Source organism: Pseudoalteromonas sp. TAE79 (assembly GCF_000498015.1).
Lineage (GTDB): Bacteria > Pseudomonadota > Gammaproteobacteria > Enterobacterales > Alteromonadaceae > Pseudoalteromonas.
Genome location: NZ_AUTL01000163.1, coordinates 1 through 26333 on the forward strand (window position 1 = coordinate 1; position 26333 = coordinate 26333).

21 protein-coding genes and 1 pseudogene are annotated in these 26333 nt (G+C 39.1%); 16 read left to right on the forward strand and 6 right to left on the reverse strand.

The features are described from left to right. Window positions 1–789 (forward strand): IS66 family transposase (locus L655_RS0112155; RefSeq protein WP_024604753.1); only part of this gene is annotated, 789 nt, incomplete at its 5' end. Here the strand turns inward: L655_RS0112155 and L655_RS0112160 are convergent. Beyond that, window positions 708–1343, reverse strand: a complete 636-nt coding sequence (locus L655_RS0112160) for a hypothetical protein (protein ID WP_024605159.1) — start codon at window positions 1341–1343, stop codon at window positions 708–710. The two genes, L655_RS0112155 and L655_RS0112160, sit on opposite strands and share 82 nt — an antisense overlap. A gap of 188 nt (window positions 1344–1531) precedes the next feature. Between L655_RS0112160 and L655_RS0112165 the strand changes: the two genes are divergently transcribed. The 3 genes from L655_RS0112165 (at window position 1532) to L655_RS1000000128005 (ending at window position 3177) form a co-directional block, all read left to right on the forward strand. Beyond that, on the forward strand, window positions 1532–1906 hold the full coding sequence (locus tag L655_RS0112165) for a hypothetical protein (protein WP_024605160.1): 375 nt from the start codon (window positions 1532–1534) through the stop codon (window positions 1904–1906). Between the two features lie 248 nt (window positions 1907–2154). Then, window positions 2155–2358, forward strand: a complete 204-nt coding sequence (locus L655_RS1000000128000) for a hypothetical protein (RefSeq protein ID WP_241764483.1) — start codon at window positions 2155–2157, stop codon at window positions 2356–2358. A 72-nt stretch (window positions 2359–2430) separates the two neighbouring features. Next, window positions 2431–3177: a cache domain-containing protein gene (locus L655_RS1000000128005; protein WP_241764484.1), complete on the forward strand. Its 747-nt coding sequence runs from the start codon at window positions 2431–2433 to the stop codon at window positions 3175–3177. A gap of 59 nt (window positions 3178–3236) precedes the next feature. On the opposite strand, the gene L655_RS0112175 is transcribed toward L655_RS1000000128005, so the two are convergent. Next, window positions 3237–4169 carry a hypothetical protein gene (locus L655_RS0112175; RefSeq protein WP_024605161.1) on the reverse strand — a complete coding sequence of 311 codons (933 nt, stop codon included), beginning with the start codon at window positions 4167–4169 and terminating at the stop codon, window positions 3237–3239. Between the two features lie 396 nt (window positions 4170–4565). Here L655_RS0112175 and L655_RS0112185 point away from each other — a divergent pair, with 396 nt between their 5' ends. From L655_RS0112185 to L655_RS01000000125535, 10 genes and pseudogenes are all read left to right on the forward strand, one after another. After that, entirely contained in the window at window positions 4566–4868 is a 303-nt protein-coding gene (locus L655_RS0112185) for an isoamylase early set domain-containing protein (protein WP_024605162.1), read from the forward strand. A 9-nt stretch (window positions 4869–4877) separates the two neighbouring features. Next, window positions 4878–6872, forward strand: coding sequence for a 4-alpha-glucanotransferase (malQ, locus tag L655_RS0112190; RefSeq protein ID WP_024605163.1), 1995 nt, complete (start codon window positions 4878–4880; stop codon window positions 6870–6872). After that, a complete protein-coding gene (gene glgB, locus L655_RS0112195) occupies window positions 6873–9080 on the forward strand; it encodes a 1,4-alpha-glucan branching protein GlgB (protein ID WP_024605164.1) in 2208 nt (735 codons plus the stop codon). It begins immediately after the preceding gene. After that, the gene (gene glgX / locus L655_RS0112200) at window positions 9073–11136 is read left to right on the forward strand and encodes a glycogen debranching protein GlgX (RefSeq protein ID WP_050582208.1); all 2064 of its coding nucleotides are present in this window, start codon (window positions 9073–9075) and stop codon (window positions 11134–11136) included. Before glgB ends, glgX begins: the two co-directional genes overlap by 8 nt. Beyond that, on the forward strand, window positions 11129–13666 hold the full coding sequence (locus L655_RS0112205; RefSeq protein ID WP_024605166.1) for a glycogen/starch/alpha-glucan phosphorylase: 2538 nt from the start codon (window positions 11129–11131) through the stop codon (window positions 13664–13666). The genes glgX and L655_RS0112205 overlap by 8 nt, the downstream gene beginning before the upstream one ends. Before the next feature lie 14 nt (window positions 13667–13680). Then, entirely contained in the window at window positions 13681–14982 is a 1302-nt protein-coding gene (gene glgC / locus L655_RS0112210) for a glucose-1-phosphate adenylyltransferase (RefSeq protein ID WP_002958601.1), read from the forward strand. An 80-nt stretch (window positions 14983–15062) separates the two neighbouring features. Beyond that, complete coding sequence (locus tag L655_RS0112215; RefSeq protein WP_024605167.1) at window positions 15063–16598, forward strand: glycogen/starch synthase; 1536 nt, start codon at window positions 15063–15065, stop codon at window positions 16596–16598. An 89-nt stretch (window positions 16599–16687) separates the two neighbouring features. Beyond that, window positions 16688–17902, forward strand: a complete 1215-nt coding sequence (locus L655_RS0112220) for an HDOD domain-containing protein (RefSeq protein WP_024605168.1) — start codon at window positions 16688–16690, stop codon at window positions 17900–17902. Window positions 17903–17932: 30 nt separating this feature from the next. Further along, entirely contained in the window at window positions 17933–19003 is a 1071-nt protein-coding gene (locus L655_RS0112225) for a DUF418 domain-containing protein (protein WP_024605169.1), read from the forward strand. 86 nt (window positions 19004–19089) lie between these two features. After that, window positions 19090–20060: pseudogene (locus L655_RS01000000125535) on the forward strand (pseudouridine synthase). A gap of 22 nt (window positions 20061–20082) precedes the next feature. On the opposite strand, the gene L655_RS0112235 reads toward L655_RS01000000125535, so the two are convergent. Together L655_RS0112235 and L655_RS0112240 are read right to left on the reverse strand one after the other, a co-directional pair. Further along, on the reverse strand, window positions 20083–20667 hold the full coding sequence (locus L655_RS0112235; protein ID WP_024605170.1) for a hypothetical protein: 585 nt from the start codon (window positions 20665–20667) through the stop codon (window positions 20083–20085). Between the two features lie 11 nt (window positions 20668–20678). Beyond that, the gene (locus tag L655_RS0112240) at window positions 20679–20936 is read right to left on the reverse strand and encodes a hypothetical protein (RefSeq protein ID WP_024605171.1); all 258 of its coding nucleotides are present in this window, start codon (window positions 20934–20936) and stop codon (window positions 20679–20681) included. 241 nt (window positions 20937–21177) lie between these two features. Between L655_RS0112240 and L655_RS0112245 the strand changes: the two genes are divergently transcribed. Beyond that, window positions 21178–21510, forward strand: a complete 333-nt coding sequence (locus L655_RS0112245; RefSeq protein ID WP_024605172.1) for a PBPRA1643 family SWIM/SEC-C metal-binding motif protein — start codon at window positions 21178–21180, stop codon at window positions 21508–21510. A gap of 108 nt (window positions 21511–21618) precedes the next feature. Here L655_RS0112245 and L655_RS0112250 read toward each other — a convergent pair whose 3' ends face one another. Together L655_RS0112250 and L655_RS0112255 are read right to left on the reverse strand one after the other, a co-directional pair. Continuing rightward, window positions 21619–24699, reverse strand: a complete 3081-nt coding sequence (locus L655_RS0112250; RefSeq protein WP_024605173.1) for an efflux RND transporter permease subunit — start codon at window positions 24697–24699, stop codon at window positions 21619–21621. A 2-nt stretch (window positions 24700–24701) separates the two neighbouring features. Continuing rightward, on the reverse strand, window positions 24702–25784 hold the full coding sequence (locus L655_RS0112255; protein WP_024605174.1) for an efflux RND transporter periplasmic adaptor subunit: 1083 nt from the start codon (window positions 25782–25784) through the stop codon (window positions 24702–24704). A 122-nt stretch (window positions 25785–25906) separates the two neighbouring features. On the opposite strand from L655_RS0112255, the gene L655_RS0112260 reads away from it, so the two are divergent. Continuing rightward, window positions 25907–26333, forward strand: a 427-nt coding sequence (locus L655_RS0112260) for a LysR family transcriptional regulator (protein WP_024605175.1), incomplete at its 3' end; no start/stop codon positions are given.

The following is a 26333-nucleotide window of genomic DNA, read 5'->3' on the forward strand; positions in this document are numbered from 1 at the left end:
TTTGCCGATGAAACGCCATTAAAGGTGGTGAAATCGGACAAAGTAAACAGTTACATGTGGGTGTATTGCTCGGGTCGAGATTCACCAGACCCGAATAATCCCATCCCTAATATCGTACTTTACGACTTCCACAATAGTCGCGCGGCCGCCTGCGTGGTCAATTATCTTGATGGATATCAAGGGTACTTGCACGTGGATGGCTATCAAGCCTATGCCAGAACAGAGGCAACCTTAATTGGCTGCTGGGCGCATGCTCGTCGTAAATTTATCGACGCGAAAAAGCTACAAGGTAAAAACAAAACCGGCAAAGCGGATGTGGTATTGAGCCTTATCCAAAAACTGTACGGCGTTGAGTCACGCATCAAAGATAAAAGTGTGGATGACAAATATACGGCAAGACAAGAGGTTAGCCTGCCTATTCTTAGCAAGCTAAAAATATGGCTTGAGCAGGATCAGCCAAATTTAGTGGGGAACAGCAAACTGATAGAGGCAGCTAATTACCTGGCAAATCAATGGCACAAGCTCATACGCTATGTTGATGATGGCCGACTTAGCATCGATAATAATAGAGCAGAACGCGCGGTAAAACCGTTTGTGATAGGCCGAAAGAATTGGTTATTTAGCCAAACGGCTAACGGTGCCCATGCTAGTGCCACCCTTTACAGCATTGTGGAAACCGCCAAGATAAATGGTCTAATCCCATTTAATTACATCTGTGCTTGCCTTGATGAACTGTGCCAGCCTGAGCCCGATATCGACAGCTTGTTACCCTGGAATTTTAAAACATAGGTGTAGTTCGCTAGACGCTCACGAAGTTCTTCACGTTCAGAATAACTGTCTGGTGTTATACCTGCTTTTTCAAAGCAACCTTGCGTTAAATTTAAAGTAGCATGCAATTCAATCGCTGCTGGACACGTATTTGAAAATCGCCCAGGAAAAACATCTTTTAAAGAACGATGAAGCATAATAGAGCTACCGTCCTGAATTAAAATATTCTCAAACTTGAACAAATCTTTTTTCGTGTACTTAAGCGCATCATTTATCCAACAATTAAAAACTCTATTTGTTACCTCTCGCATTAGTTCAGCTAGTTCAGGTTTAACTAACTGGTTTTGAAAAGGCTTATACTTAATAGACTGCCCTGTTAGCTGATTATAAACTCTTAACATTTCGGATAAATAGATCGTTTTTTTATCCCCAAGCGCAGCAACAAGACTAACAACCATATGAAATGCGGTAATATTTCTTTCTCTTTTAGTAAATGCTACTTGTTTACCAAGTCGGTTCAGTTTTTTTTCACTTAGGATACTTTTTAACTTATTAATAAAAATGTTAGCATTCATTTGAAGCTCTTTTCTTGATTCTGTGGTTTGTGTGGTAATAACCATTTGATCATGAATTGAGCTTCAACTCAATTTCTTAAGATCTTACCTATGACATGGATGTAGAGAGTCTCCCTCCCTCGTACTTATGTAAAAAATCGAACTATTTTATAAACAATGCAATACTAATTATTGTGTTAAGGGTAATTATGAAAACGGTTTTTACAGTGATATTATCAATCATACTTATAGGTTATTATTTAACGGCTAAAGCTAGTCATTTTTCGTCAAAGAAGAATACAGAAGTTAATACGTATAGCGATATCTATTTTAAACTCGAAACATCCTCAGTAAATATCAATGAAATAATTGCTGGGGCTACAGATTTTGCTTTAACTATGTGCGCAGATAAAGCCTATCAGGAAGCTTTAGGTAATACTGTTGCTAGCTGCAATTCTCAATTTGAAGAATCTAAAAATGTTTGCTCAAAGCATATTATGAAGAATGTTAAGCCGCACTATACAGACAAAGCTACAGTAACACTGCTAACAGAAAGGTTTATTAAGTGTGTAAGCGCTGCATAGCTGGGAAATTAGAGCTGTTACCTAATAATTACAGCAAATAATGCAATTTTAATCTGTTTGGCTACACTTATTTTAATTTGTACATTATTTAGCAATGGATTATGCTCGGATATCTTTTTACTTTCTTATTAGGTTTAACTGAGCCTCTTCAGTTTGGAACAAACTTACCCACCAGTGCACCTGATAATGCAGTCAACCAAGTTGAGTGTATTTCATTTGAAATGGGAGCCCCTTTTTAGCTACAAACCTTGCCATGGTTACGCGCACGTCGAGAAGTAAAGTTAGACCGCTTAGATGGTTATTTCACAACTCACTTAATGCCTGAAATGAAGGCCTATGGGCGCATATCATCCCCCATCTTTTTAGAAAGCTGGTACTGGTTTACTCATCCAGAGAGCATTAATAAACCAAAAAATAAAATGCGTTATGGTGCAGTAAGAGGGAGTTACTAGGCTAATTGGTTTAAAACTCAGAATATTATTGCTGAGGTAGAAGTAAATTCATTAGAAGAAATAGTAAATGTTATGCACCATAAGCGGATTGATAGAATTCTACTTGATTTAGACGATTTTGAATTAGCAGCTTCTAAACTAGGCATTAATGAGGATGAATATCAAAGAGAATTTTTTAGGTATGTACCTTTGGGATTATTTGCTTCGCATTCACTTATTAAACGCTTCCCTAAATTTATGCAGCAGTTTGATGAAAATATAAATACTTGCGCGCAGGCTCCATTTTCACTATCAAAAAGTGAAGAAAAGCAAATACTTGATAGATTGTCCAGTAGCGCTAAAATCTTACTAAACTTACCTAGTTTAGTAGAACAAGTTCAAATAAGTAATGAGTCTCCCTTAAGTGAATCTGAAATTAAAAGACTAGACCAGCTATGGATAAAAGAAAGTAAACAAGTAAAGCACCCTGATGGATTAGCTATGCTTAATTTACCGTTATCTAAAGTATTTAAAAAATGGCAATCTCAATTCAAAGGTATTGTTACTGAGCTAATATTGACTGATAACCAAGGAAAAAACATCGCTATTAGTAAGCTAACCAGTGACTACTGGCAAGGAGATGAAAATAAGTTTATTAAAACATTTAAACAGTCAAAAGGTTTTAATTTTGATAGCGTCACATATGATGCATCAACACATCATTTTCAAGTTCAGCTAAGTTTTCCTGTTTTAGATGATAATAATAGTCATATTGGAGTGTTGATTTTAGGTGTTGATGTAGAAAAAGTACTTCATTCGTCAAATGAAAAGAGTAATTAACTCATTACCTTTCACATAAGTTAGCTAAGCTTTAATGCTTCAGCTTAGCTAACTAGATGCTATGGAAGTGTTTTTTCTGAAATAGGTTTTTTTCTTATAACTTCTTTTTTGGCTTTATCAAGTTTTATAAAATAAGCATTACCGCCTATGCCTTTAAACTCTTCATCTGTAAATACAATCGTATTGTCATCAAAAAAGGTGACTGCTTCTTTTTGAGTAACAATCCCTAGGTCTATTTTTGATACATCACCAGAGAAAAACTTATCACCTTCAAAGTTTTCAAATAACCAAAGACTGGTTGAATCAAGTAAGACTAATTTTTTACGATCGGGGCTGAGCGCTGCAGAGGTTATCCAGCATAGTTTTTCAAGCGTGGTACACGTTTTAAAAGAGTCAATTAGTTCAGCATCAAAATTTGCTGCATGATCGCCCACTTTATACACTTTAGTAATACCATCGAAAGGTTCTGTGCGGTTTTTAGTAAATAAATATAAATGACGACCTAGTGCTACAAATGCTTCTAAATCAAAATTTCGGTCATTAGGTTTTATCGGACTGCCATCCATTTCAGGGTAGGTAAACTTGATTATTTCGGCTTGGGTTGTGTCTGTTTTTATATCTATTGGGTTTTCTATTTTATAAATAGTAAGCCATCTACGATCGTTTTTGTTATTACCAAAATCCCCTAAAAAAAAGTGCCCAAATTTGTTTTGGGTCATGTCTTCCCAGTCTATGTTTTTAGCGTTTTCAACCAAAATCTCTTTGGCAATAGAACCATCTTTGTTAAGGCGGTAAAGCTTGGGTTCATTGCCTCCATCGTTAATAGCCCATAGACGTTTTTGTTTATCAAATTCAATACCTGAGATTTCTTTTAATTTAGGATCAACTGAGATTTCTTTTTTACTATAAAGGGTATAGATTGAAGAACCAACAAGTGTGGCTATTATTAAAAAGATGATGACTATAGTTATTAAAATGCTTTTTTTCAACATGAAAATTATGATATTTCAGAGTATTAAGATGCTGTGTATTATCGCTGATGAAAGTACAGAACAAAAGAATTTTATAAATTTAGGCAATACTTTTGGATTATTTCACGTTAAATTCAGTTAAATAGTAATTTGAAAAATAATGTGTGATATACGCTGAGTTGGTTCAAATATTGCTCTGTACTACTGCGCTTTTTAAAAAAGATTGTTTATATACTAACCGCACTTTTTAGGTGAAGAAAAAATGAATTGTTGCACTGTAATAATGCGTAAATAAAGTTTTGGTTAACTTACAACGTGTTTAATGATTTTGAATGGAATCCACATCGCCTTTTTTTGTTTAGTTGTATGGCCTGTGGCAAAGATTAAGTACCCTTTTTGGTTTAGTTGGAGCCTGCTATGTTGAATAAACGTTTTTTTAAAACAAAAGATGAAGCTGAAGTAACCTTTGAATTTTCTCATCCAGAGGCAGAAGAAGTTTGCTTATTAGGCGAATTTAATGATTGGCAACCTGTGCCAATGAAGCTTAATAAAAAACAAGGTGTGTTTAAATTTAAACTACGCTTACCTATCGATCAACAATTTCACTTTCGTTATTTAATAAATGGAGACATTTGGGATAACGACCACCAAGCTGATGGTTATGTTGGCAATACATTTGGCACAGAAAACAGCATAGTAAATACTCAACGCATTAATTAAGGCGATTCAATGGATGCTCTTTCGCAGTTGTTTTACCTGCATGGTATTGGCTTTGAATTCACTAAGTATACAGGTGAACAGGTGTTTTTTAGCGAAGACACGCGTAAACGTGCTTTGCAATGTTGCGGTGTTGATACAAATAACGAAGCCGAAATAACTCAACTAACTTATGATTTAGATGCATCGCTTTGGCTGGGTTTAGTACCTAGTGTGAGTTTAGTTGAGCAAAGTGCATGTTTGTTAAAGCTTCGTATAGATGAACGCCAGCAATATTTAGCCGCTACCATTAATGTCCCTTCTCTTGGGATGAATATAGCGGTTGAGAACCTTTATAATTTGGCAGTTACAGGTGAATATTACTTACATGGCGTTCGCTATATTGAGCTGGCACTACCCATAGAAACTATGCCAATTGGCTATCATGACGCTAATGTTCAGGTAGGTGAGCAATACGCTATTACACAAATTTGGTGCGTGCCTGAGCAAGTCTATCAAGTTGAAGACACAAAGCGCACAGGGTTATCTATTCAGCTTTACACATTAAAAAATAAAGCGCATTTAGGTATTGGCGACTTTGACGATTTACTAACGCTTACAAAATTATGCAGCTCGCAAAATATGGATTACATATTACTTAATCCACTGCATTTGTTATTTGCTGATATGCCAGAGCGTGCAAGCCCTTATAGCCCTAGTAGTCGGGCTTTATTAAACCCTCTTTATATTTCTATAGTATTAAGCGAAGACGCACAAAATAACACAGTTCTGCATGACCTCATGCAACGAGACGATGTAATTACACTTATAAAAAGTAATGATCAATTTATAGATTATGAAAATGTAAGCCATATAAAATATGCGTTATTTGAAGCGCTTTATAATCAGTTTGAATTAACGGCAAGTGATGAGCGTCGCCAAGCGTTTACTGATTTTTGTAATACTCATTCTACTACGTTAAATACCCTCGAATCAGATAACCTAACATTTGCTTATTACCTGCAATGGCAAGCGCATATGCAACTGGCACTGTGTCAAAAAAGTTGCGCAGAGAGAGGCATGGCTATTGGCTTAATAAACGACTTAGCTGTTGGTTGTGCTGGCGATGGGGCTGAATTTAAAAATCAGCAATCGTTGTTTAGCCAAGGTGCAAGTGTAGGCGCTCCACCCGATCCATGGGCTGAAGCAGGTCAAAATTGGGGCCTCCCAGCCCTCAATCCCCAAAGCCTTAGCAATAATCACTACCAATTTTACCGCTCGCTCATTCGCGCAAACATGCAAAACGTAGGTGGACTTCGAATTGACCACGTAATGGCTATTAGGCGCCTATGGTGGTGCTTTGAAAGCAATGGCGAACAAGACGGCTGTTATGTTTATTATCCGTTTGAGCATTTACTTGCCATTTTAAAAATTGAATCGCATATTAATCAGAGTATTGTTATTGGTGAAGATTTAGGCATCGTACCGCCAGAGGTTAGGGAAGCTTTGGCATCTAGCGGTATTTTTTCCAACAGCTTATTTTATTTTGAGAAACAACACAGTGGAGAGTTTTTATCGGTAGATGAGCTAGCAACACATTGTTTGTTAATGATAGCCAATCACGATGTCCCTCCATTTACAGGCTGGTGGCAACATGATGATTTAGATATTAAGCAACAATATAAGCTTATAACTTGCAATGAATACGAGCAACTAAAGCAACAGCGAATAGAAGAGCAACAAAGGTTACTACGTTTTATTAATCACCATGGCAATACAACTGAGCTTTTATTACATAGTGAAGCAGTGACTGTTTATAGCGCACTTGCATTGTGTTTAGCAGGCTCTCAATCGCGTTTATTTGCAATACAAATAGATGACTTAGATGAGCAGAAGTATCCGGTCAATATCCCCGGAACAGATAAAGAATATCCTAATTGGCGACGTGTATTAACGCATACCAGTGAAGAAATTTTTACCAAAAATGCCTCACTTTTAGCTGCTATCGATTCAATAAGGAAAGGTTAAATGAGCAGTACAACTAATGAAAATAGTTACGATGCACAAGTACACGCATTAAATACAGGGCGATTTAAAGACCCATTTAGCTTCTTAGGGGCACATAAAACGGATGCTGAGGTTGAAGTTCGTTTTTATCTACCTTGTGCAATAAGCGTAAGTGTTACATTAAATAATAAAACTATTAAGGCGCAGCGCTACCAGCAAAGTGACTTATTTATAGCCAAAGTTGATGCTTTGCCCACTGCGCCATATGAATGCATTGCTCAGTACACAGATAGCAGCGTTACCTTTTATGATGAATACAGCTTTGAAAGCACACTTGATGCAGAGGCAATGTATTTATTTAACGAAGGCAGCCTTGAACATGCTTACTCGCATTTTGGTGCACATTTTAGTACTCAACAAAACGTAGACGGTGTGCGTTTTTGTGTATGGGCGCCTAATGCGGCAAGTGTCTCTATTATTGGTGAGTTTAACTTTTGGCAAGCGAATCGCCACTTTATGCGCTTTCATCCTGCAAGTGGTGTATGGGAGTTATTTGTACCAGGCCTTAAAGCTGACATGTGCTACAAATTTGCAATTACCGCGCAAAGTGGAGAGGTGCTCGAAAAAGCCGACCCCTATGCATTTAAAATGCAACAAGCACCTGGCACTGCAAGTGTACTGCAGTATAAACCAGAACCTATAAAGCTTGGCGAACAGGCACTTCAAAACAGACAAAAGCGTAACCATATTGATGCACCAATTAGTATTTACGAAGTGCACTTAGGCTCATGGCAACGCGCCGAAAACAACCGTTATTTAAGTTACACAGAGCTTGCCGACAAACTCGTTAGCTACGCTCTTGAAATGAATTTTACTCACCTGCAACTTATGCCAATAAGTGAATACCCGTTTGATGGTTCGTGGGGGTATCAGCCTGTTGGGTTATTTGCACCTACCAGCCGCTTTGGCGACTACAACAGCTTTAAATACTTCGTAGAGCAGTGCCATAAAGCTAATTTAGGTATTTTACTTGATTGGGTACCAGGGCATTTTCCAAGCGATCCGCATGGCTTACATCGATTTGATGGCACCCATTTATATGAGCATGCTGATAAGCGCCAAGGTTTTCACCCTGATTGGAATACCTACATTTATAACTACGACCGCCCTGAAGTTAAAAGCTTTTTAATATCAAATGCTATGTATTGGCTACATCAATTTGGTTTAGATGGCCTGCGTGTAGATGCCGTAGCTTCTATGTTGTATTTAGATTACAGCCGAAAAGAAGGCGAGTGGGTTGCTAATTGTTACGGTGGGCGTGAAAACTTAGGTGCAATTGAGTGCCTAAAGCAAGTCAATATGCGCAGCTATAAAAACAACCCAGGCATTATGATGGTGGCTGAGGAGTCAACAGCATGGCCGGGTGTCACCCAAAGTGTTGAGCACAACGGTTTAGGCTTTGGTTATAAGTGGAACATGGGTTGGATGAACGATAGTTTGCATTACATGCAGCACGACCCGCTTTATCGTCAGCATCATCATCACGAAATGACTTTTTCGATGGTATACGCGTTTAGTGAAAACTATATATTGCCATTAAGCCACGATGAGGTAGTACACGGTAAAGGCTCGTTAATTGAAAAAATGCCAGGCGATGATTGGCAAAAATTTGCAAATTTACGCGCCTATTACGCATTTATGTGGGCACACCCGGGTAAAAAACTCTTATTTATGGGCGGTGAAATTGCACAGCGAAAAGAGTGGGGGCACGATCATTCTATCGATTGGCATTTACTTGAGCACCAAAGCCACAGCGGTATAAAGCACACCGTAAAAGCGCTCAATACCGTTTATAAAAACCAACCTGCGTTGTATGAGCTAGATTCGAGCGCGGCTGGTTTTACCTGGATAGATAACAATAATAATCAGCAGAGCATTTTAAGCTTTGTTCGCTATGCTAAAAACGCAAAAAACTTTGTGGTTGTTATTGCTAATTTTACCCCCGCGTCATATGAAAACTACGTTATTGGCGTACCGAGTAAAGGGCGTTATAAAGTTGTTTTAAATACAGACGATACTCAGTTTTTTGGCTCTGGCGTTGAAGTAACTAAAGATTCATCGCAGATAGTTCAAGCAATAAACGAATCAAATCATGGTTTTAAACACAGTATTTCAATTGCCATTGGTGGCTTAACTACTATTTATTTACAAAAGGTTGATGATGAGTAACCGATTTGATGTAGCACCCGGTAATGTAGAACCACTTGGCTCTAGTGTTATTGATAATGGGGTCAACTTCGCGCTTTATGCGCCTGGGGCAAGCCAAGCTTATGTATGCCTGTTTGATAAAAGTGGCCATTCAGAAATACTAAAAATGGCGATGAATATCAACGAAGGGGGTATTTGGAGTATTCATATTTCGCCATTAAACGCCGGTGCGCTTTATGGTTTTAGAGTTGAGGGTGAATATAACCCTAAAAATGGTCAACTGTTTAACGAAAATAAGCTGCTGATAGACCCATATGCAAAAGACTTGTTTGGCGAGTTTACTTGGAGTGAACGCCATTACGGGCAAATGCCAATCGGTACTAAAAGCACTGTAAATAATGCGATTGATATACCTAAATCAAAAGTAGCGGCTCCTACGTTGTATACGCATAAAAAGCCTAATCACCGTTGGTCAAACACGGTTATTTACGAGTGCCATGTCAAAGGTACAACGTGTCGTCATCCTAAAATTCCCAAATCTCTACAAGGGAAGTTTTTAGGGTTAAGCCACCCAAGCTTTATTGAACACTTACAAAGCTTTGGTGTTACAGCCGTTGAGCTTTTGCCTGTTCATTCTTTTATTAGTGAGCAATTTTTAACAGGGAAAGGTTTGCAAAACTACTGGGGTTACAACACGCTTAACTTTTTTACGCCCCATAAAGACTATTTGGTAAACGACGATATAAACGAGTTTAAGCAAATGGTGAAAGAGCTCCATGCTGCAGACATAGAAGTCATATTAGATGTTGTTTACAACCATACAGCTGAAGCAGGGGCGGATGGCCCTATACTATCGCTTAGAGGTTTTGATAACTTAGCCTATTACCGCACAGTAGATGGCCAGCTTGACGTCTATATAAACGATACCGGCTGTGGTAATACCATAAATATTGATCATCCTAAAACACTGCAACTTGTACTTGATAGCCTTCGTTATTGGGTTGAAGTAATGGGAGTTGATGGTTTTAGGTTTGATTTAGCGACCATTTTAGGCCGCTCAAAAGCAGGCTTTAGCTCCGCACATACTTTTTTACAAGTAGTTGCCCAAGACCCTGTGCTTAACAAAGTTAAGTTAATAAGTGAGCCTTGGGATATAGGCCCAGGTGGTTATCAGCTTGGTGCATTTCCGCCGCCATGGCGAGAATGGAACGATCAATATCGCGATGTAATTAGACGTTTTTGGCAAAGTGAAACAGGCATTATTGCAAGCGTTGCAAAACGTTTGCATGGATCGTTTGATATTTTTGAGCACAGCCAACGTGGGCCGCTCAATAGTATTAATTTCATAACGAGTCATGATGGTTTTACCCTTGCCGATTTAGTGAGTTATGAGCATAAACATAACGAAGCTAATGGCGAGCAAAATCGAGATGGGCACAGTGCAAATCATTCGTTTAACTGTGGGGTAGAAGGTTTTACCAGCGACTCTAAAATAAACGCACTGCGCTTACAGCAACAAAAGAACTTTTTACTTACTTTAATTCTCTCAAAAGGTGTTCCCATGATTGCCGCTGGCAGCGAAATGGCGCACTCGCAAGGGGGGAATAACAATGCTTATTGCCAAAATAATCGCACTAGTTGGCTTGCCTGGAAAGATTCTCAACTTAATCATTCGTTAACACGATTTATTGATGATGCATTAAAAATTAGACGTGCGCACAGTGCGTTTAAACACAGTGTATTTTTAGATGATATAGACGAGCGTTTTACCGTTAAGTGGTTTACCGAACAGGGTAAAACCATGACTGATGCTCACTGGCATGAAGATACCAGGCAGTTTTTAATGTACAGCTTACTTGATAAGCAAAACAATCATGCATTGCTGATTGTATTTAATGCCAGTGAAAAAACAATTTTTTGTCAAATGCCCCCATCGCCAATTAATGCGCCGTGGCAAATGATTCTATCAAGTGTACATAATGCATCTGTGAGCAGTAATGAAGATGCGATGGTTGAAATTTCAGCACAAAGTAGTTGGGTTTTTAGTGCCAATTTAGAGGATGTTAGTCATGGTTAAACAAAGTGATAAAGTGTGTGTAGTAAAGGGCTGGCAAGAAGGTCCCGTTATTGATGAAAGTACGCTTAAAGATGACTTAACACGGCATTTTTATTATACCCTCGGCCGAGATAAAGTGGGTGAATCGCAGCATTATTTGTATCACGCATTAGCGCTTACTATTCGCGACAGACTTGTGGCTCGCTGCAGAGAAACGAATCAACAAATTAAGCAAGAGAAACGCCGCAAAACGGCTTACCTTTCTCTTGAGTTTTTGATGGGGCGTGCGCTAGGTAATGCTGTTTTAAATCTAGATTTAGATGAACAAGTAAGCTCAGCACTACAAGAGTACTGCACAACAATAGAAACAATTGAAGACGCCGAGCACGACGCTGGCTTAGGAAATGGCGGGCTAGGGCGCCTTGCAGCTTGCTTTTTAGATAGCTGTGCTAGTTTAGCGTTGCCTGTTATTGGCTATGGCCTACGATACGAATACGGCATGTTTAATCAATCGATTAAAGATGGTAACCAAATTGAGCAACCAGATAACTGGCTACGTGAAGGACATCCATGGGAGCTAAGCGCACCAGAGCATGCAAAACGTGTGAAGTTTGGTGGCTATGTGCAAAGTTACACAGATAAATTTGGCAGAGAGCACCGTCAATGGATGGGCTCACAAGATGTATTAGCTGTACCGTACGATGTACCTGTCCCTGGTTATAAAAACAATATCGTAAATACACTACGTCTGTGGAAATCAGAGGCAACAGATGAATTTAATTTAACCGAATTTAATGCGGGCAGTTATTCAGAAGCCGTCGCACAAAAAAATCTAGCCGAACAGATCACCATGGTGCTGTATCCAAATGACAGCAGCGAAAATGGTAAGGAGCTTAGGTTACGCCAACAATACTTTTTATCATCGGCGAGTATTCAAGACGTAGTAGACCAATGGGTTTCCCAACATGGCGAGAGCTTTAGTGACTTTGCTGATTTTCATGTTTTTCAGTTAAACGACACGCATCCAAGTATTGCTGTTGCAGAGCTAATGCGTATTTTAATTGATGATTACGAATTAGATTGGAACGATGCGTGGCAAATCACAACTAAAACCATGGCCTATACAAATCATACGCTACTTCCTGAAGCGCTTGAAAAATGGTCTGTTTCGTTGTTTTCAAAATTATTACCACGCATTTTAGAAATAGTTTACGAGATAAATGCACGCTTTTTAGCACAAGTTGCACAGCAATGGCCGGGAGATGTTGAAAAGCAACGTGCATTGTCACTGATTGAAGAGGGTGATGAGCCGCAAATTCGTATGGCTTATTTAGCTATTGTAGGTAGTTACTCTGTAAATGGCGTAGCAGCACTTCATACCGAACTGTTAAAAGCGGGATTATTTAAAGAATTTTATGCACTGTGGCCAGATAAGTTTAATAACAAAACAAATGGTGTAACGCCTCGTCGATGGCTTGCGCATTGTAATCCGGTATTAAGTGAATTAATTGGTGAAAAAATTGGCCATGATTGGGTTAAAAACTTTTCAAAAATTAGTGACCTACGTCGTTTTTATGACGACAAGGCATTTCATGAGCAGTGGCAAAATGCTAAACGTGAAAACAAACAACGTTTAGTTGATTTAGTTAAGGCGCGCTGCGATATCGATTTTGATGTATCAATGATGTTTGACGTACAAGTAAAACGTATCCACGAATACAAACGTCAGCTATTAAACATACTTCATGTGATTCATTTATATGACCGTATTCGCCGTGGGGATACCCAAGGACTTGTTCCTCGTTGTGTTCTATTAGGTGGTAAAGCAGCGCCAGGTTATTACATGGCTAAAAAAATTATTAAGCTTATTAATAACGTGGCAGAGGTTATAAATAAAGACCCGTTAGCAGCGCCATATTTACGCGTCGCATTTTTACCTAATTACAACGTAACCGCAATGGAAGTTATTTGTCCTGCAACCGATCTCTCAGAGCAAGTATCTACCGCAGGCAAAGAAGCGTCTGGTACTGGCAACATGAAATTTATGATGAATGGTGCATTGACAATAGGCACGCTGGATGGCGCAAACATTGAAATTAGAGATGCTGTTGGTGCTGATAACTTCTTTTTGTTTGGCGCACAAGCGCACGAAATTGACGATATTAAATCACGTTATAATCCAGAGCATTTAATATCGCAAAATAGCGATTTAAAGAATGTGATGCAATTACTCGAGAGCGGGCATTTTAATTTATTTGAGCCATGCTTATTTGACGACATAACAAATGCAATTAAGAGCCCGCACGATCCATGGCTTGTTGCTCACGATTTTGAAAGTTATGTAGCAGCTCAAAAAGAAGTTGATAAAGCTTACGCAGATCAGACCTACTGGACACAAATGAGTATTTTAAATACAGCAGCCAGTGGTATGTTTTCAAGTGACAGAACCATAAGCCAATACAGTGAAGATATTTGGCATTTAGAACCCCTCAATATTAGTGAAACAGACTTAACGACAACTAAAAGCCATGCCACTAACAGCCTAGACTAAATGGAGAGAGTATTATGCCTAATTATGCAAATCGCTACATAAGTAGCCTAACCAGAGAAACTTACGCGTTAATACTGGCAGGCGGTCGCGGTTCTCGCCTGCATGAGTTAACCGATTGGCGAGCAAAGCCAGCAGTTTACTTTGGTGGTAAACATCGAATTATCGATTTTCCACTATCAAACTGCATTAACTCGGGTGTGAGACGTGTTGGTATTGCTACACAATATAAATCACATTCATTAATACGCCATGTAAACCGCGCATGGGGGCACTTTAAAAAAGAGCTAGGAGAGTCGGTTGAAATACTACCTGCATCTCAGCGCCAAGGTGATGATTGGTATTGTGGAACCGCAGATGCTGTTTTTCAAAACATAGATATTATTCGTCACGAGCTTCCTAAATATGTGATGATTTTGTCTGGAGATCATGTGTACCGTATGGACTATGGTGCTTTATTGGCTGAACATGTGCAAAAAGGCGCAGATATGACTGTGTGTTGTATTGAAGTTCCAGTAGAGGAAGCCGCAGACACGTTTGGTGTAATGACCGTTGATGAAGAAAATAGAGTGTGTCGTTTTGATGAAAAACCAGCAATGCCGAGCTCCGTACCCGGCAAGCCAGGTACATGTTTAGCATCAATGGGGAACTACATATTTAATACTGAATTTTTATTTGAGCAACTTAAAAAAGATTCTGAAAATGAAGGCTCTGGACGCGATTTTGGTCACGATATTATTCCAGCGATTATAGAAGAGCACAATGTATTTGCTTTCCCATTTAGAGATCCAAACCAAGAAGGGCAACCTTATTGGCGCGATGTAGGTACGCTTGATTCGTTCTGGGAAGCTAATATGGAACTGGTAATGCCAGAGCCGCAACTTGATTTATACGATCCAACGTGGCCAATATGGACTTATCAAGAGCAACTACCACCTGCTAAGTTTATTTTTGATGACGAAGATAGGCGCGGTATGGCTTTAGACTCAACAGTCTCGGGTGGGTGTATTATTTCGGGCTCTGCGGTTAGAAAATCCCTGTTGTTTTCTAATGTCCACGTTCGCTCATTTTGTACCATTGAGCAGTCGGTAATTTTACCCGGTGCAGTTATAAACCGAGGTTGTAAAATTAAACGCGCAATAATAGATAGAAGCTGTGAAATACCTGCGGGTCTTGAAATCGGTTTTGACAAAAAAACAGATGAAGAAAACGGCTTTAGGGTATCTAAAAAAGGTATCGTTCTTGTTACACGTGATATGCTCACTGAGCTTGCAAAAAAGTTAGAACGCCAAGCGCGAGAAAATAAAAAGCTAGCGTAACAACAAGTTAGATAAGCACGACAACATAGCTTGCTCATTTGTGAGCAAGCTCACACAGGTTTAAAGGAAATAATAAATTAATGCATGTATTAATGGTTGCAGCAGAAAATGACGCGTTACCAGGCGCAAAAGTAGGCGGTGTGGCAGATGTAGTACGCGATGCACCTAGGGCACTCGCTAAGCAAGGTATAACGGTTGATGTTGTTATTCCTGATTACGGGTTTGAGCCGCTTGAGCGTATTTATGTAGGTGAAGTAACTGTTGCATTTAATGCTCAACCCCATGTATTAACCATTTTTAAAGTACAACAAGCCGAAAATAATGTAAGCCAAATTGTTATTAGCCACCCGTTATTTAGTGAATCAGGCAGTGTATATTGTAATGATGCACCGGGGAGGCCTTTTGCAACTGATGCGACTAAATTTGCTCTATTTAACGCAGCCGTCTGCGAAGCGTTATTACAAGGTGTATTAAAGCGCCCTACAGCGCTGCATTTACATGATTGGCACAGTGCCTGCGTTGCAGTTTTACTTAAGTTTGAGCCACGTTATAGCTCACTTAATACCTTACCTATTGCCTTCACAGTGCATAATATTGCACTGCAAGGGATAAGGCCTTTCAAACATGATGATTCAAGCTTAGAGGCGTGGTTTCCATCACTTAGTTATAATGGCCAGCAATTATGCGACCCGCGTTACCCTCATTGTTTTAATCCTATGCGCAGTGCAATAAATCTATGCGATAAAATACATGTTGTATCGCCAACTTACAGCCAAGAGGTTCTTGAACCTAGCAATTACGAACATGGTTTTTTTGGTGGCGAAGGGCTTGAGCAAGATCTGCAAAATGCAGCAAGCCAAGGCAAGCTTGTTGGTATTTTAAATGGCTGCGAATATCCAAGCAATGCACTTGAAGGAGCAACTCTCGCTGATTTTTATAGCCAAGCAGAGAGTACTTTGTTTGGTTGGATGGCCAATTACGAGCAGTTACAAAGTGGCTACTATATTGCCCACCAACGATTACAGCAATTTAAAGCAACGGTTAATAATGGTCCATTAGTCACAAGCGTTGGCCGTCTTACTGAGCAAAAAGTGTTGTTATTGTGCCAGCAGGTTAATGGGGTTTTAGCTATTGATAAAGTGTGCCAATTAATTAATGAACATAATGGCAGACTTATTATTCTCGGTTCGGGTGACAAAGAGCTCGAAAGCATATTTACCAAAGCAATGGCGCGTAATTCCAATCTTTTATTTTTGAAGGGATATGGGCAAGGTGTTGGCGATTTAATGTATCAATTAGGTGACTTATTTTTAATGCCAAGCTCGTTTGAACCGTGTGGTATTAGCCAAATGCTAGCAATGCGAGCGGGGCAACCGTGTTTAGTACACAGTGTTGGCGGATTAAAAGATACTGTTAAACACCACGAAAATGGTTTTAGCTTTAATGGAGACACGTTGGCAACGCAAACGCGTAATTTAATTAGCTGTTTAGACGAAACTCTCTTAATTAAAAAGCAAAATCCTAAAAGATGGCATAAAATTAAGCACAGCGCAGAGCAAATGCGTTTTTCGTGGCCACAAGTGGCAACTGATTATATAACAACCTTATACCGGTAAAACGTTTGTGTACTTTAAAGTTTAGTGACAAATCTACCTGCTTAGGGTTTAATTACTTAGTATTATATAAAAGCTAAGAAGTAGGTAATGTGTCTGTATTTGTTGCAAGGCAAGCAATATTCAATCGAAGTAAAAAAGTAGTAGCCTATGAGCTACTTTTTCGTGATAGTCCAAAAAATTATTTTCCAGATATTGCAGAAGGCCAAGCAACAGCAAGGCTTATTATGGAAAATCAATTAAATTTAGGTACACGCCATATTACATCAGGCAAAAAAGCGCTTATTAATATAGGACCAGAATCACTAAAACTCGATTTATGTGCTTTCTTACCATGCCAAGACGTTGTGATTGAATTGCTCGAAACCATAGAACCAACCGACGATAACTATGAGCTATGCCGAGGTTTATTTCATAGTAACTACAAACTCGCGCTCGATGATTTTGTATATAAACCACAATGGGATCGTTTTTTAAAGCTTGTGAAGCTCATTAAATTTGATATTGCAATTACACCTCTTAGCGAAATACAGCCCATAGTTACTAAGTTACAAGCGCATAAACAAATAAAAATACTAGCCGAAAAAATAGAAACACAAGAAGACTATGAGCTTGCCTTTGATATGGGGTTTGATTATTTTCAAGGCTATTTTTTTGCAAAACCTACCATGATCAAGCAAAACGACATTGATTATAATTATGGTTTAGTCGTTGCTATTTACGCAGAAATAATGAAGCAAAGCCCTGACATTAAAACCATCGCAAGCCTGTTTGAGCTAGATGCTGCACTCGCATATAAGTTACTAAGATTAATAAACAGCGGTGTGTTTCCTATACAAAGCCAAATATCGTCATTAAAGCAAGCGCTTGTGTATTTAGGACACGAACGCCTGAAAAAGTTTGTGAGCCTTATTGTTACTGCTCATACAGCGGGTAAAAAGCCAGCAGAGCTAATGCAAGTATGTGTTGTACGTGCTCGCTTTTGTGAGCTTGTGGCAAAAAATGTTGATAAAAGTCAGTCAGGCGAAGCATTTTTAACAGGGTTATTCTCGTTACTGGATGCAATCCTTGATCAACCAATGAGCTTGCTTGTTGAAAAGCTACCTTTCCCTGATGAAATAAAAACGGCATTATTAGGGGACAAAAACACACTTTATTATATTTTAAACGTTGTTAAAGCATATGAAACAGGAAGCTGGTGGGCACTTGAACAAGCTGTACTTTTGCTAAATATAGACAGTGCTATACTACCTCCACTTTACCAGCAGTCAGTCGATTGGGCTGACAGTTATAAGAATAATATTTAACGGATAATAGCTTTAATGCGCAATTATAATATGGACTTTATTCGCGGCGTTGCCGTGCTTGGCCTTGTTTACATGAATGCTTACGCCTTCGGCATTTTTGAATATGGGTATAGCTCCTTAACTAATCCTCCTGTTAGCGACTCAATTATTCACACCCTTAGCAGCGTGTTTGTAGACGGGCGTTTTAGAACGCTGTTTAGTTTGCTTTTTGGTGCAGGGCTTTACATTCAGTGGCAACGTTACAAGTCTGAAGTGCAGATAAAAAGCAGGCTCTATTGGTTAATCCTCTTTGGTTTAGCGCATGGTTTTTTACTTTGGGCCGGTGATATTTTATTTGTTTACGGTGTATCTGGCTGGTTTGTTATTAAATATTTAGAAAGTGATAGCAACGTACTTTTAAAAAGAGGGCTTGCATTTACCTTGTTGTCGGCTGTGGTTACCTTACTTGTTATATCTAGCGTACCCGATGAAATAATTTACCGCGATACAGCACAGTTTATTGAATTATATAACCCACACTATATTGATTACTTTATTAGTAACCTTGCTATGAACACGTTAATGCTTGTTATGGTGCCAATAATGACAATGTGGATGTGCGTGGGCCTTATGCTCATTGGCATTTATTTATATAAACAAGACGTTTTTAGTAAAGGCTTAACGACTCAGCAATTAATAGTTTGCGGTGCAATGACCCTTGTTTTTTGTGGGATCAGTCTTTATGCATCACAGCTTAATGGCAGCTTAGGATATGGGGTGCAAGAATTTGTAAATATTTTTGCGGCGCTAGGTATGGCTACGCTGTATATTCATTTAATTGTTAAATTTTGCAATAACAGCGCACACGTTGGCACGCTTATTCAACAAGCGGGGCGCTTAGCATTTACTTTATATATTAGCCAAACACTCATACAACTGTTGTTATATAAAGTGCTATTTACGCACTGGGTGCTCAATTTTGATCGTATTGACTACTGGTTAGTTGCAACGGCATTAGTTGCACTGCAGCTTATATTTACCTTTATATACAGCCGCTATTTCAACCAAGGCCCGCTTGAATTTGTATGGCGTAAATTAACGAAAGCAAAAATTAATGCTTAAACACCTATAAATTTTAAATTAGGGGCGAAAAAATAGTGTGGGTGGTTTACACTACTCGCCTTAAAAATTACTACGCTATAAGTGCCATGACCGAATTAAAACGTTTAAATAAATTTATTAGTGAAACAGGATTTTGTTCACGCCGCGAAGCCGATAAATATATTGAGCAAGGTCGTGTCAGCGTTAATGGCNCAAGCCACTTAAAGCCACACCAAAGCGCGTTTATATTGCTTACAATAAACCCGTTGGTATTACGTGTACTACCGAAAGTAAAATTCAAAGTAATATTATTCGCGCGGTAAATTATCCTACGCGTATATTTCCAATAGGGCGTTTAGATAGACCGTCTGAAGGGCTTATATTTTTAACTAACGAAGGCGATATCGTTAATAAAATTTTGCGTGCGGGTAATAACCACGAAAAAGAATATGTTGTTACGGTTGATAAACCGCTTAATCGTCAGTTTGTTACAAAAATGGCCAATGGCGTGCCTATTTTAGATACCGTAACTAAAAAGTGTAAAGTGACACAAACTGCCCCTAAAGAATTTAAAATAGTACTTACACAAGGTTTAAACCGTCAAATACGCCGTATGTGTGAATATTTAGGTTACGAAGTGGTGACGTTAAAGCGCACTCGTATAATGAACGTAACACTAAAAGGTTTAAAGGTAGGGCAGTGGCGTCATTTATCTGATACTGAAATGGCGCAAATAAACGACTCGATTTCTGACTCAGGTAAAACTCAAGAACATTCGCTTGATGCTAATAAACAATCAGAAAATAATACGCCGTCGATTCCTAAAAAGCGTGATTTTCAGGGTGAAAATCCTCGCCGTTTTAATAAAGGCGAACAAAGTGGCGAGCGTAGTACTGAGCGAAATTCAAGTCGCAACTCTGATCGCAGTAATGCTAATGGCGAGCGCAAAAATGAGCGCAGTAAAGCACCTTATCAAAAGCGTTCTACCACGTATGTTGGTAAGCCACAAAGTATTAAAGAGAACAAGTCGTCACAGTCAAAACCTAGCTCGGGGCGTACCCTTAGCTTAAAAAAATAATCTGCACCTAAGTGGTATTCTACTACCACTGTATTTCTTGTACTATATTGCCAAGTGGGCTTGTAACGCCCACTAAATTTATATTGTTATTTTGCAAAGTCACCAATTTATTCTTATCTAAATACCATCTAAAAGTGTATTTTCTGTAGTTCTGTAAACTAAGCACAGTTAGCGTTGCACAACTGTACTCATAATCATTTGGGCAACTACCTACCTCGAGTAATTGATGCTCTTGCTGCCATATATTATTGCTGTGTTTATTGGCCCATAATTTCACAGAAATACAAACTGACGTCCATAACCATAAGTAAATTAAAATAGGCAAAAACAGTGGTATAAATGCGCTGCGGAACTTCCCATGCTCAGCAATATAATTTTTAACTGTATGTTTAAATTCAAAGTTATTATTGTATTTTTTATATAGATGCCTTAATAAAACAACCGACAACACTATCGCCGTTATTGGAAATAACGTAAATGTTAAGGTGTTATATATACTGTTGGGGATAAAAGCGGGGTCGGCTTGTTCATCCCATGCAAGTAAAACCAGCGAAGGTGCTGTTACTAAGAGTAATAAGGCGCTGTTGAAGAGTTGCTTAAAGGTCAAAGGGTATTCACTTATAAAATGCTAAAGCCAATATAAAATAAGAGTATACCTAAATAAACTGCAATCGCCGATAACGAGTTTTTAGAGCGCAGGCGCTTAACAAGGTCGCGTGTGCCATCAACCATGCCTGAAATCACCAGTACTAAACCACCTGTAAATCGGTAGTTGTTTAAGTTCACGTTACCATTATCGTCAGTTATAAAGCGTAAATAACCAAAAAGTATAAAAACGCTGCCCGCTATTAGTATCGCGGTTTTAAAATTTTCCAAGGCTTTTCCATAATATTGAGTTAGATACTAAAATGGCACTAAGTTGAGTCATGATAATTTTACTATATTTCGAATTTAAATTTTGCCTAAATCCATTAAATGGCCTCATTATGTCGCTATATTAGGCGTATATACGCTAAAGCCTGATTTATATTGTGCATTATCAAGTACACTTAGTTATATGAAGGGTAAGCTGTTAAGATGCGCCGTCTTAATAATGTAGAAAGGTTATAGAAGTAACATGTCAAAATTTTTCTTTATGGGTAAGCCCGACATAATGGGTAAAAATAACAGTAATGGATTTGCACCAAAACGTACTGCAAAGCCAGGCACAGAGTTACACCCGTTAACGCTAATTGTAAACTCAGTTGCACGACAATCAGAAATAGAAGCAATATTAGAAGAGCATTCGCTGTTTGCTTCAATTGAAGTTAGAGCTGAAGTACCAGAAGATATTCGCGAACTAGACTTTGCGCTTAGCAAGTCAACACCACAAGTATTTGATAAAGTACCAGAGCGTAACGCACCTTGTGTATGTGGTAGCGGCAAAAAATATAAGAAGTGTTGCGGTTAGTTTCTTAACAACTAAATATGTAGCCTTTCTTTTTTCATCGGTATTAAATAAAAATGCCACTGACCTTGAGCCAGTGGCATTTTTTATGTTAACCGATTATATGTTTAACTACTTACGCGGTTCGTAATCAATTCTAAATATAACCGTGTAAAGTACTGGCACTACAATGAGGGTTAGTATGGTGGCAAAGCCTAAACCGAACATTATGGTTACCGCCATTGACTGGAAGAACACGTCAAATAACAGCGGGATCATACCTAAAATAGTAGTTATAGCCGCCATAGCAACAGGGCGTACACGGCTCACACCAGAGTCAAACACGGCTTCATAAGGCGATTTACCTTCACTCAATTCGAGATTTATTTGATCAACTAATACAATACCGTTTTTAATAAGCATACCGCTTAAGCTTAATAAGCCAAGCAATGCCATAAAGCTAAACGGCGCATTCATTATCAACATACCCGCACTTACACCAATAATGGCAAGTGGCACTGTAGCCCAAATAACTAAAGGTTGTTTAAGCGAGTTGAATAACAGTACGGTTACCGCAAACATAGCTAAATAGCCTAATGGCAATGAGCCAAAAATAGCCGATTGCGCATCAGATGACGATTCATATTCGCCGCCCCATTCTAATTTATAACCACGCGGTAGCTCTATTGCTTCTACAGGCCCTCGTATGCGGGCAAATAATTTAGCAGCGGTTTCGTCACCTAAAACGTTTTGATCGGCCATTACCGTTATTGTACGTTTACGGTCGCGGCGCATAATTAGGCTGTCTTCCCATTCAACCACAAATTCGTCAACCACTTGCGTTACTGGCACAAACACACCAAGTACTGGGCTATAAATTTGTAAATCGTGAACGCTTTCTACATTTAAACGTTCATTAGCAGGAGAGCGGGCAATAATAGGTAACAGTTGCGTACCATCTCTGTATACGCCTACTTGTTTACCAGAGAGGCTAGTAAGCAGCACATCATCAAGGTCAGATTTACTAATACCTAAACGGCGCGCTTTTTGTTCGTTAAACTGCGGGCGAATCATTTTAGTACGCGCACGCCAGTCATCACGAATATTATAAGCCCCTTCATCCTTTGCTATAACGTCTTCTGCTTTAGCTGCAAGTTTTCTAAGAACTACTGGGTCTGGGCCTGTAAAGCGTGCTTCAATTTTAGCATCGGTAGATGGGCCAATTTCCATCGGCTTAATTTTAAGCTCGGCTGAAAGTGGCGTACTTTGTGAGTATTCACGCACCTTTTGCATTACTATAGCAACCGCCTCGCGGTTTTTTACTCTAATAATAAGCTGCCCATAAGAAGAGTACGATTTTTGAGGAGCATAAGTAAGCATAAAGCGCGGCGCACCTTGGCCTGTTGTACTTGTTATTTCCTCAACGAGCTCTTCATTTTGTAAGTAGATTTCTAGCTTTTTAATGCCATCAAGGGTTGCACGTATATCTGAGCCTTGCTGCTGCCAGTAATCTACATAAAACATTGGCGTGTTAGACGCAGGGAAAAACGACTGCTTAACCGCACCAAAGCCAATTACTGCAGAGCAAAGTAATACAACCATAAGAACAAGAGTTGTTTTACGATAATGCATAGACACATCTAAAAGTGCTTTATAGCCTGTAAAAATAAAGCCTTTGTACGGGTCGTCGTCTTCCTCTTCGCCCTCAGCATTCTTACCTTTTTTAAACTCATCTTGTTTAAACATTAAGTTTGCAAAAAATGGCGTAAGGGTGATGGCGGTGATCCAGCTTAATAAAAGCGATATAAATAACACCCAAAATAAGCTGCCAGCAAATTCACCCGTGGCATCAGAGCTTAATCCAATGGGAGCAAATGCAGTAATACCAATAACTGTCGCGCCTAGTAGTGGCCATTTAGTTTGCTCAACAATATTAACTGCCGCTTTTAACTTAGTTTGGCCACGTTTTAAATTTATTAATATGCCTTCGGTTACTACTATGGCGTTATCTACCAGCATACCTAGGGCAATAATAAGTGCTCCCAGAGAAATACGTTGCAGGTCTATGGCAAACAACTTCATAAATATAAAAGTGCCTAAAACGGTCAGTAATAAAATACCGCCAATTAAAATACCGCTTTTTAAACCCATAAATATAAGCAGTACCACAATTACAATGGCAATAGCCTCTACAAGGCTTACAATAAAGCCATCTACCGATTTTTCTACTTCTTTAGGTTGGTTATATACCGATTCAACATGTATGCCGTGCGGACGCTGGTATTCAAGCTCTGCTAAGTGTTCGTCAATACGTTTACCTACATCAACTACGTTAACCCCGTTCATAAACGACACACCAATTAACAGTGCTTGCTCTGAGTTGTAACGAATAACATTAGTAGGTACTTCGGCGTATTCTCTAAATACTTTTGCTACATCGCCTAAATAAATAAGCTCACTTGCACCAGGTTTTGAAATAAGCAGAGTTTCAAGCTCACTTACATCTTTAAATTCCCCGGTTGGGTGAAAGCGAATAGACTCATCGCCAACACGTATTTTGCCCGCGTTTGACACCGTATTTTGCGATTGCAGCAAGCCAAAAATATGGCTTGGGGCTATACCTAGTTGAGCCAATTTACGTGTAGATACTTCAACCATAACTTGTGGTTGTTGCTCACCAGCAATAGTTACTTTACTTACACCTTTAACCAAGACTAGCTCGCGCTTTAAAAAGTCTACGTAGTCTTTAAGCTCGTCATATGAGTAGCCGTCGCCAGTAACCGAATATAAAACGCCGTATACATCGCCAAAGTCATCTAAAATAGTACTTGGGTAAACGCCGCTTGGCAGTGAAGGAGAAAGGTCGTTAATTTTACGACGCATTTCGTCCCAAATTTGGCGCAGCTGTTCTTTTCTGTAAGTGCTTTTAATTTCTACCGAAATTTGAGATTTACCATTTGATGAAATAGAGGTCACGTAATCAACATATGGGAGCTGCTGAATCGCATTTTCAATAGGGAAGGTGACTTCCTCCTCTACTTGCTGTGGCGATGCACCCGGGTACATGGTAATAACCATGGCAGTTTTAAGTGTATACTCAGGGTCTTCTAATTGGCCTAGGTCAAAATACGACACACTACCGCCAATTAACAGCAGCAGTGTAAACATCCAACTAATTACTTTTTTCTCTATGGAGAGTTGCGCAAAGCTCATAATTATAAGCCTCGCTCTTTATTCCATGGACGTACTTTCATGCCTTCATCTAGTGAGTGCACACCTGCAGATACAACCATTTGGCCTTCTTTAATACCGCTAAGTACTTCAATACCATCGCGATGAACTTGCCCTACTTTTACAGCCTGCTTATTAACAACACCTGTTTCTGGGTTGTATAACCACACATACGCATTATCAGACACGCTTTCTTTCGCTTCTGAAAAAACCGACTCAACAGGTAAAATTGTATACGCTACTTGCGAGCTAGTAACTTTAGATAAATCAATAAATACACGCCCAGTCATACCGGCAAGTAAATTAAAGTCATCAGGTACTGGCAGCGAAAAAACAACTTGGTAGGTCAGGGTGGTTGGATCAGCCTGTGTATCCCACTCTTTTAAATCAAGGGTGTATTCTTTTTTTGAAAAGCCATCAAACACAACGGTAGGGTGGTAATCGGTACCTTTTTTAATGCGCGCTATTATTTTTTCAGGAACTTGGATTTCTACATCCATTAAGTCGCGTGTTTCTAAGCGTAAAATGTTTTGCTTGGCTTGAATGTTTTCAAAGTTTTTAACAAATACTTTAGCCACAGTGCCTGCAAATGGTGCGCGTAATTCACTGTATTCTAGGTTTGTTTCGGCAATTTTAAAGGCAGACTCTGCCACCTGCATATTGGCTAATGCTTCATCGTATTCAGATTGGCTTGCGATTCTTTTTTCAAGTAATTGCTCAATACGACCAAGTTGCGACTTAGCAAGCTCAAAGCGGGCTTTTCTATCATCGTATTGTAATTGAAAGTCTTCTGGGTCGAGCTTTGCCAGTAGCTGACCTTTTTTAACTTCTTCACCTGCTAAAACCGGAAACTCAACAAGCTCACCATTTACTCTAAACGCCAAGTAAGAGCCTTGGTTTGCAACAACCTCAGCAGGAAAGCTGCGAATGTTAGTTTGAGAATCATGACCTATGTTGAATAATTTAACAGGGCGAATGGGCTCTTCTTTAACTTGTTGTTCTGGCTCAGAACAGGCTATTAAGCTTAATAAAGTCGTAGTTAAAAAACATAGACGAAAGAGTTTCATGTCTTCTCCGTTGCAATGATGGCAAAATAATTAAGTGCAGCATACGCTGCAAACATATAAAATAAAAATCATTAAATCTTAGAAACTCAATAAGTTTTACTTATAATGTTGCAGAGTGCTATATGAAGCTGAATCAATTAATAATTTTAGATGCCATAGTGCAAAGCGCAAGCTTAAGCGGGGCAGCACTAAAGCTACATAAAACGCAGCCAGCGCTTACACTTGCTATTAAAAATCTAGAAGAAAAAATAGGATTTGAGTTACTAGATAGAAGTAAGTACCGATTACAGCTTACTGAAAAAGGGCGTATTTTTCACCGCGAGGCGCAGCAACTTCTGCATGCCAACGACGAGCTAGCGCAGCTTGCTAAAGAATTGGCACTCGGTAATGAACCCCAATTTAGAATTTGTTACGAACAACTTTGCCATACGCAGAGTTACAACGAGATCATAAGTAATACTTTTAGATTGTTTACCAGCACCGAATTTAGCTTAACAAGCGGGAAGCGCTTTATTTCGTTAGAGCAAGTAAATAGTGGGCAAGCCGAAT

What these genes read in the sequence shown, in the direction of transcription:
- L655_RS0112160 (WP_024605159.1), bottom strand. Translation starts at nt 1,343, where the DNA reads ATGAATGCTAACATTTTTATTAATAAGTTAAAAAGTATCCTAAGTGAA.
- L655_RS0112165 (WP_024605160.1), top strand. Translation starts at nt 1,532, where the DNA reads ATGAAAACGGTTTTTACAGTGATATTATCAATCATACTTATAGGTTAT.
- L655_RS1000000128005 (WP_241764484.1), top strand. Translation starts at nt 2,431, where the DNA reads ATGCACCATAAGCGGATTGATAGAATTCTACTTGATTTAGACGATTTT.
- L655_RS0112175 (WP_024605161.1), bottom strand. Translation starts at nt 4,169, where the DNA reads ATGTTGAAAAAAAGCATTTTAATAACTATAGTCATCATCTTTTTAATA.
- L655_RS0112185 (WP_024605162.1), top strand. Translation starts at nt 4,566, where the DNA reads ATGTTGAATAAACGTTTTTTTAAAACAAAAGATGAAGCTGAAGTAACC.
- malQ (WP_024605163.1), top strand. Translation starts at nt 4,878, where the DNA reads ATGGATGCTCTTTCGCAGTTGTTTTACCTGCATGGTATTGGCTTTGAA.
- glgB (WP_024605164.1), top strand. Translation starts at nt 6,873, where the DNA reads ATGAGCAGTACAACTAATGAAAATAGTTACGATGCACAAGTACACGCA.
- glgX (WP_050582208.1), top strand. Translation starts at nt 9,073, where the DNA reads ATGAGTAACCGATTTGATGTAGCACCCGGTAATGTAGAACCACTTGGC.
- L655_RS0112205 (WP_024605166.1), top strand. Translation starts at nt 11,129, where the DNA reads ATGGTTAAACAAAGTGATAAAGTGTGTGTAGTAAAGGGCTGGCAAGAA.
- glgC (WP_002958601.1), top strand. Translation starts at nt 13,681, where the DNA reads ATGCCTAATTATGCAAATCGCTACATAAGTAGCCTAACCAGAGAAACT.
- L655_RS0112215 (WP_024605167.1), top strand. Translation starts at nt 15,063, where the DNA reads ATGCATGTATTAATGGTTGCAGCAGAAAATGACGCGTTACCAGGCGCA.
- L655_RS0112225 (WP_024605169.1), top strand. Translation starts at nt 17,933, where the DNA reads ATGGACTTTATTCGCGGCGTTGCCGTGCTTGGCCTTGTTTACATGAAT.
- L655_RS0112245 (WP_024605172.1), top strand. Translation starts at nt 21,178, where the DNA reads ATGTCAAAATTTTTCTTTATGGGTAAGCCCGACATAATGGGTAAAAAT.
- L655_RS0112250 (WP_024605173.1), bottom strand. Translation starts at nt 24,699, where the DNA reads ATGAGCTTTGCGCAACTCTCCATAGAGAAAAAAGTAATTAGTTGGATG.
- L655_RS0112255 (WP_024605174.1), bottom strand. Translation starts at nt 25,784, where the DNA reads ATGAAACTCTTTCGTCTATGTTTTTTAACTACGACTTTATTAAGCTTA.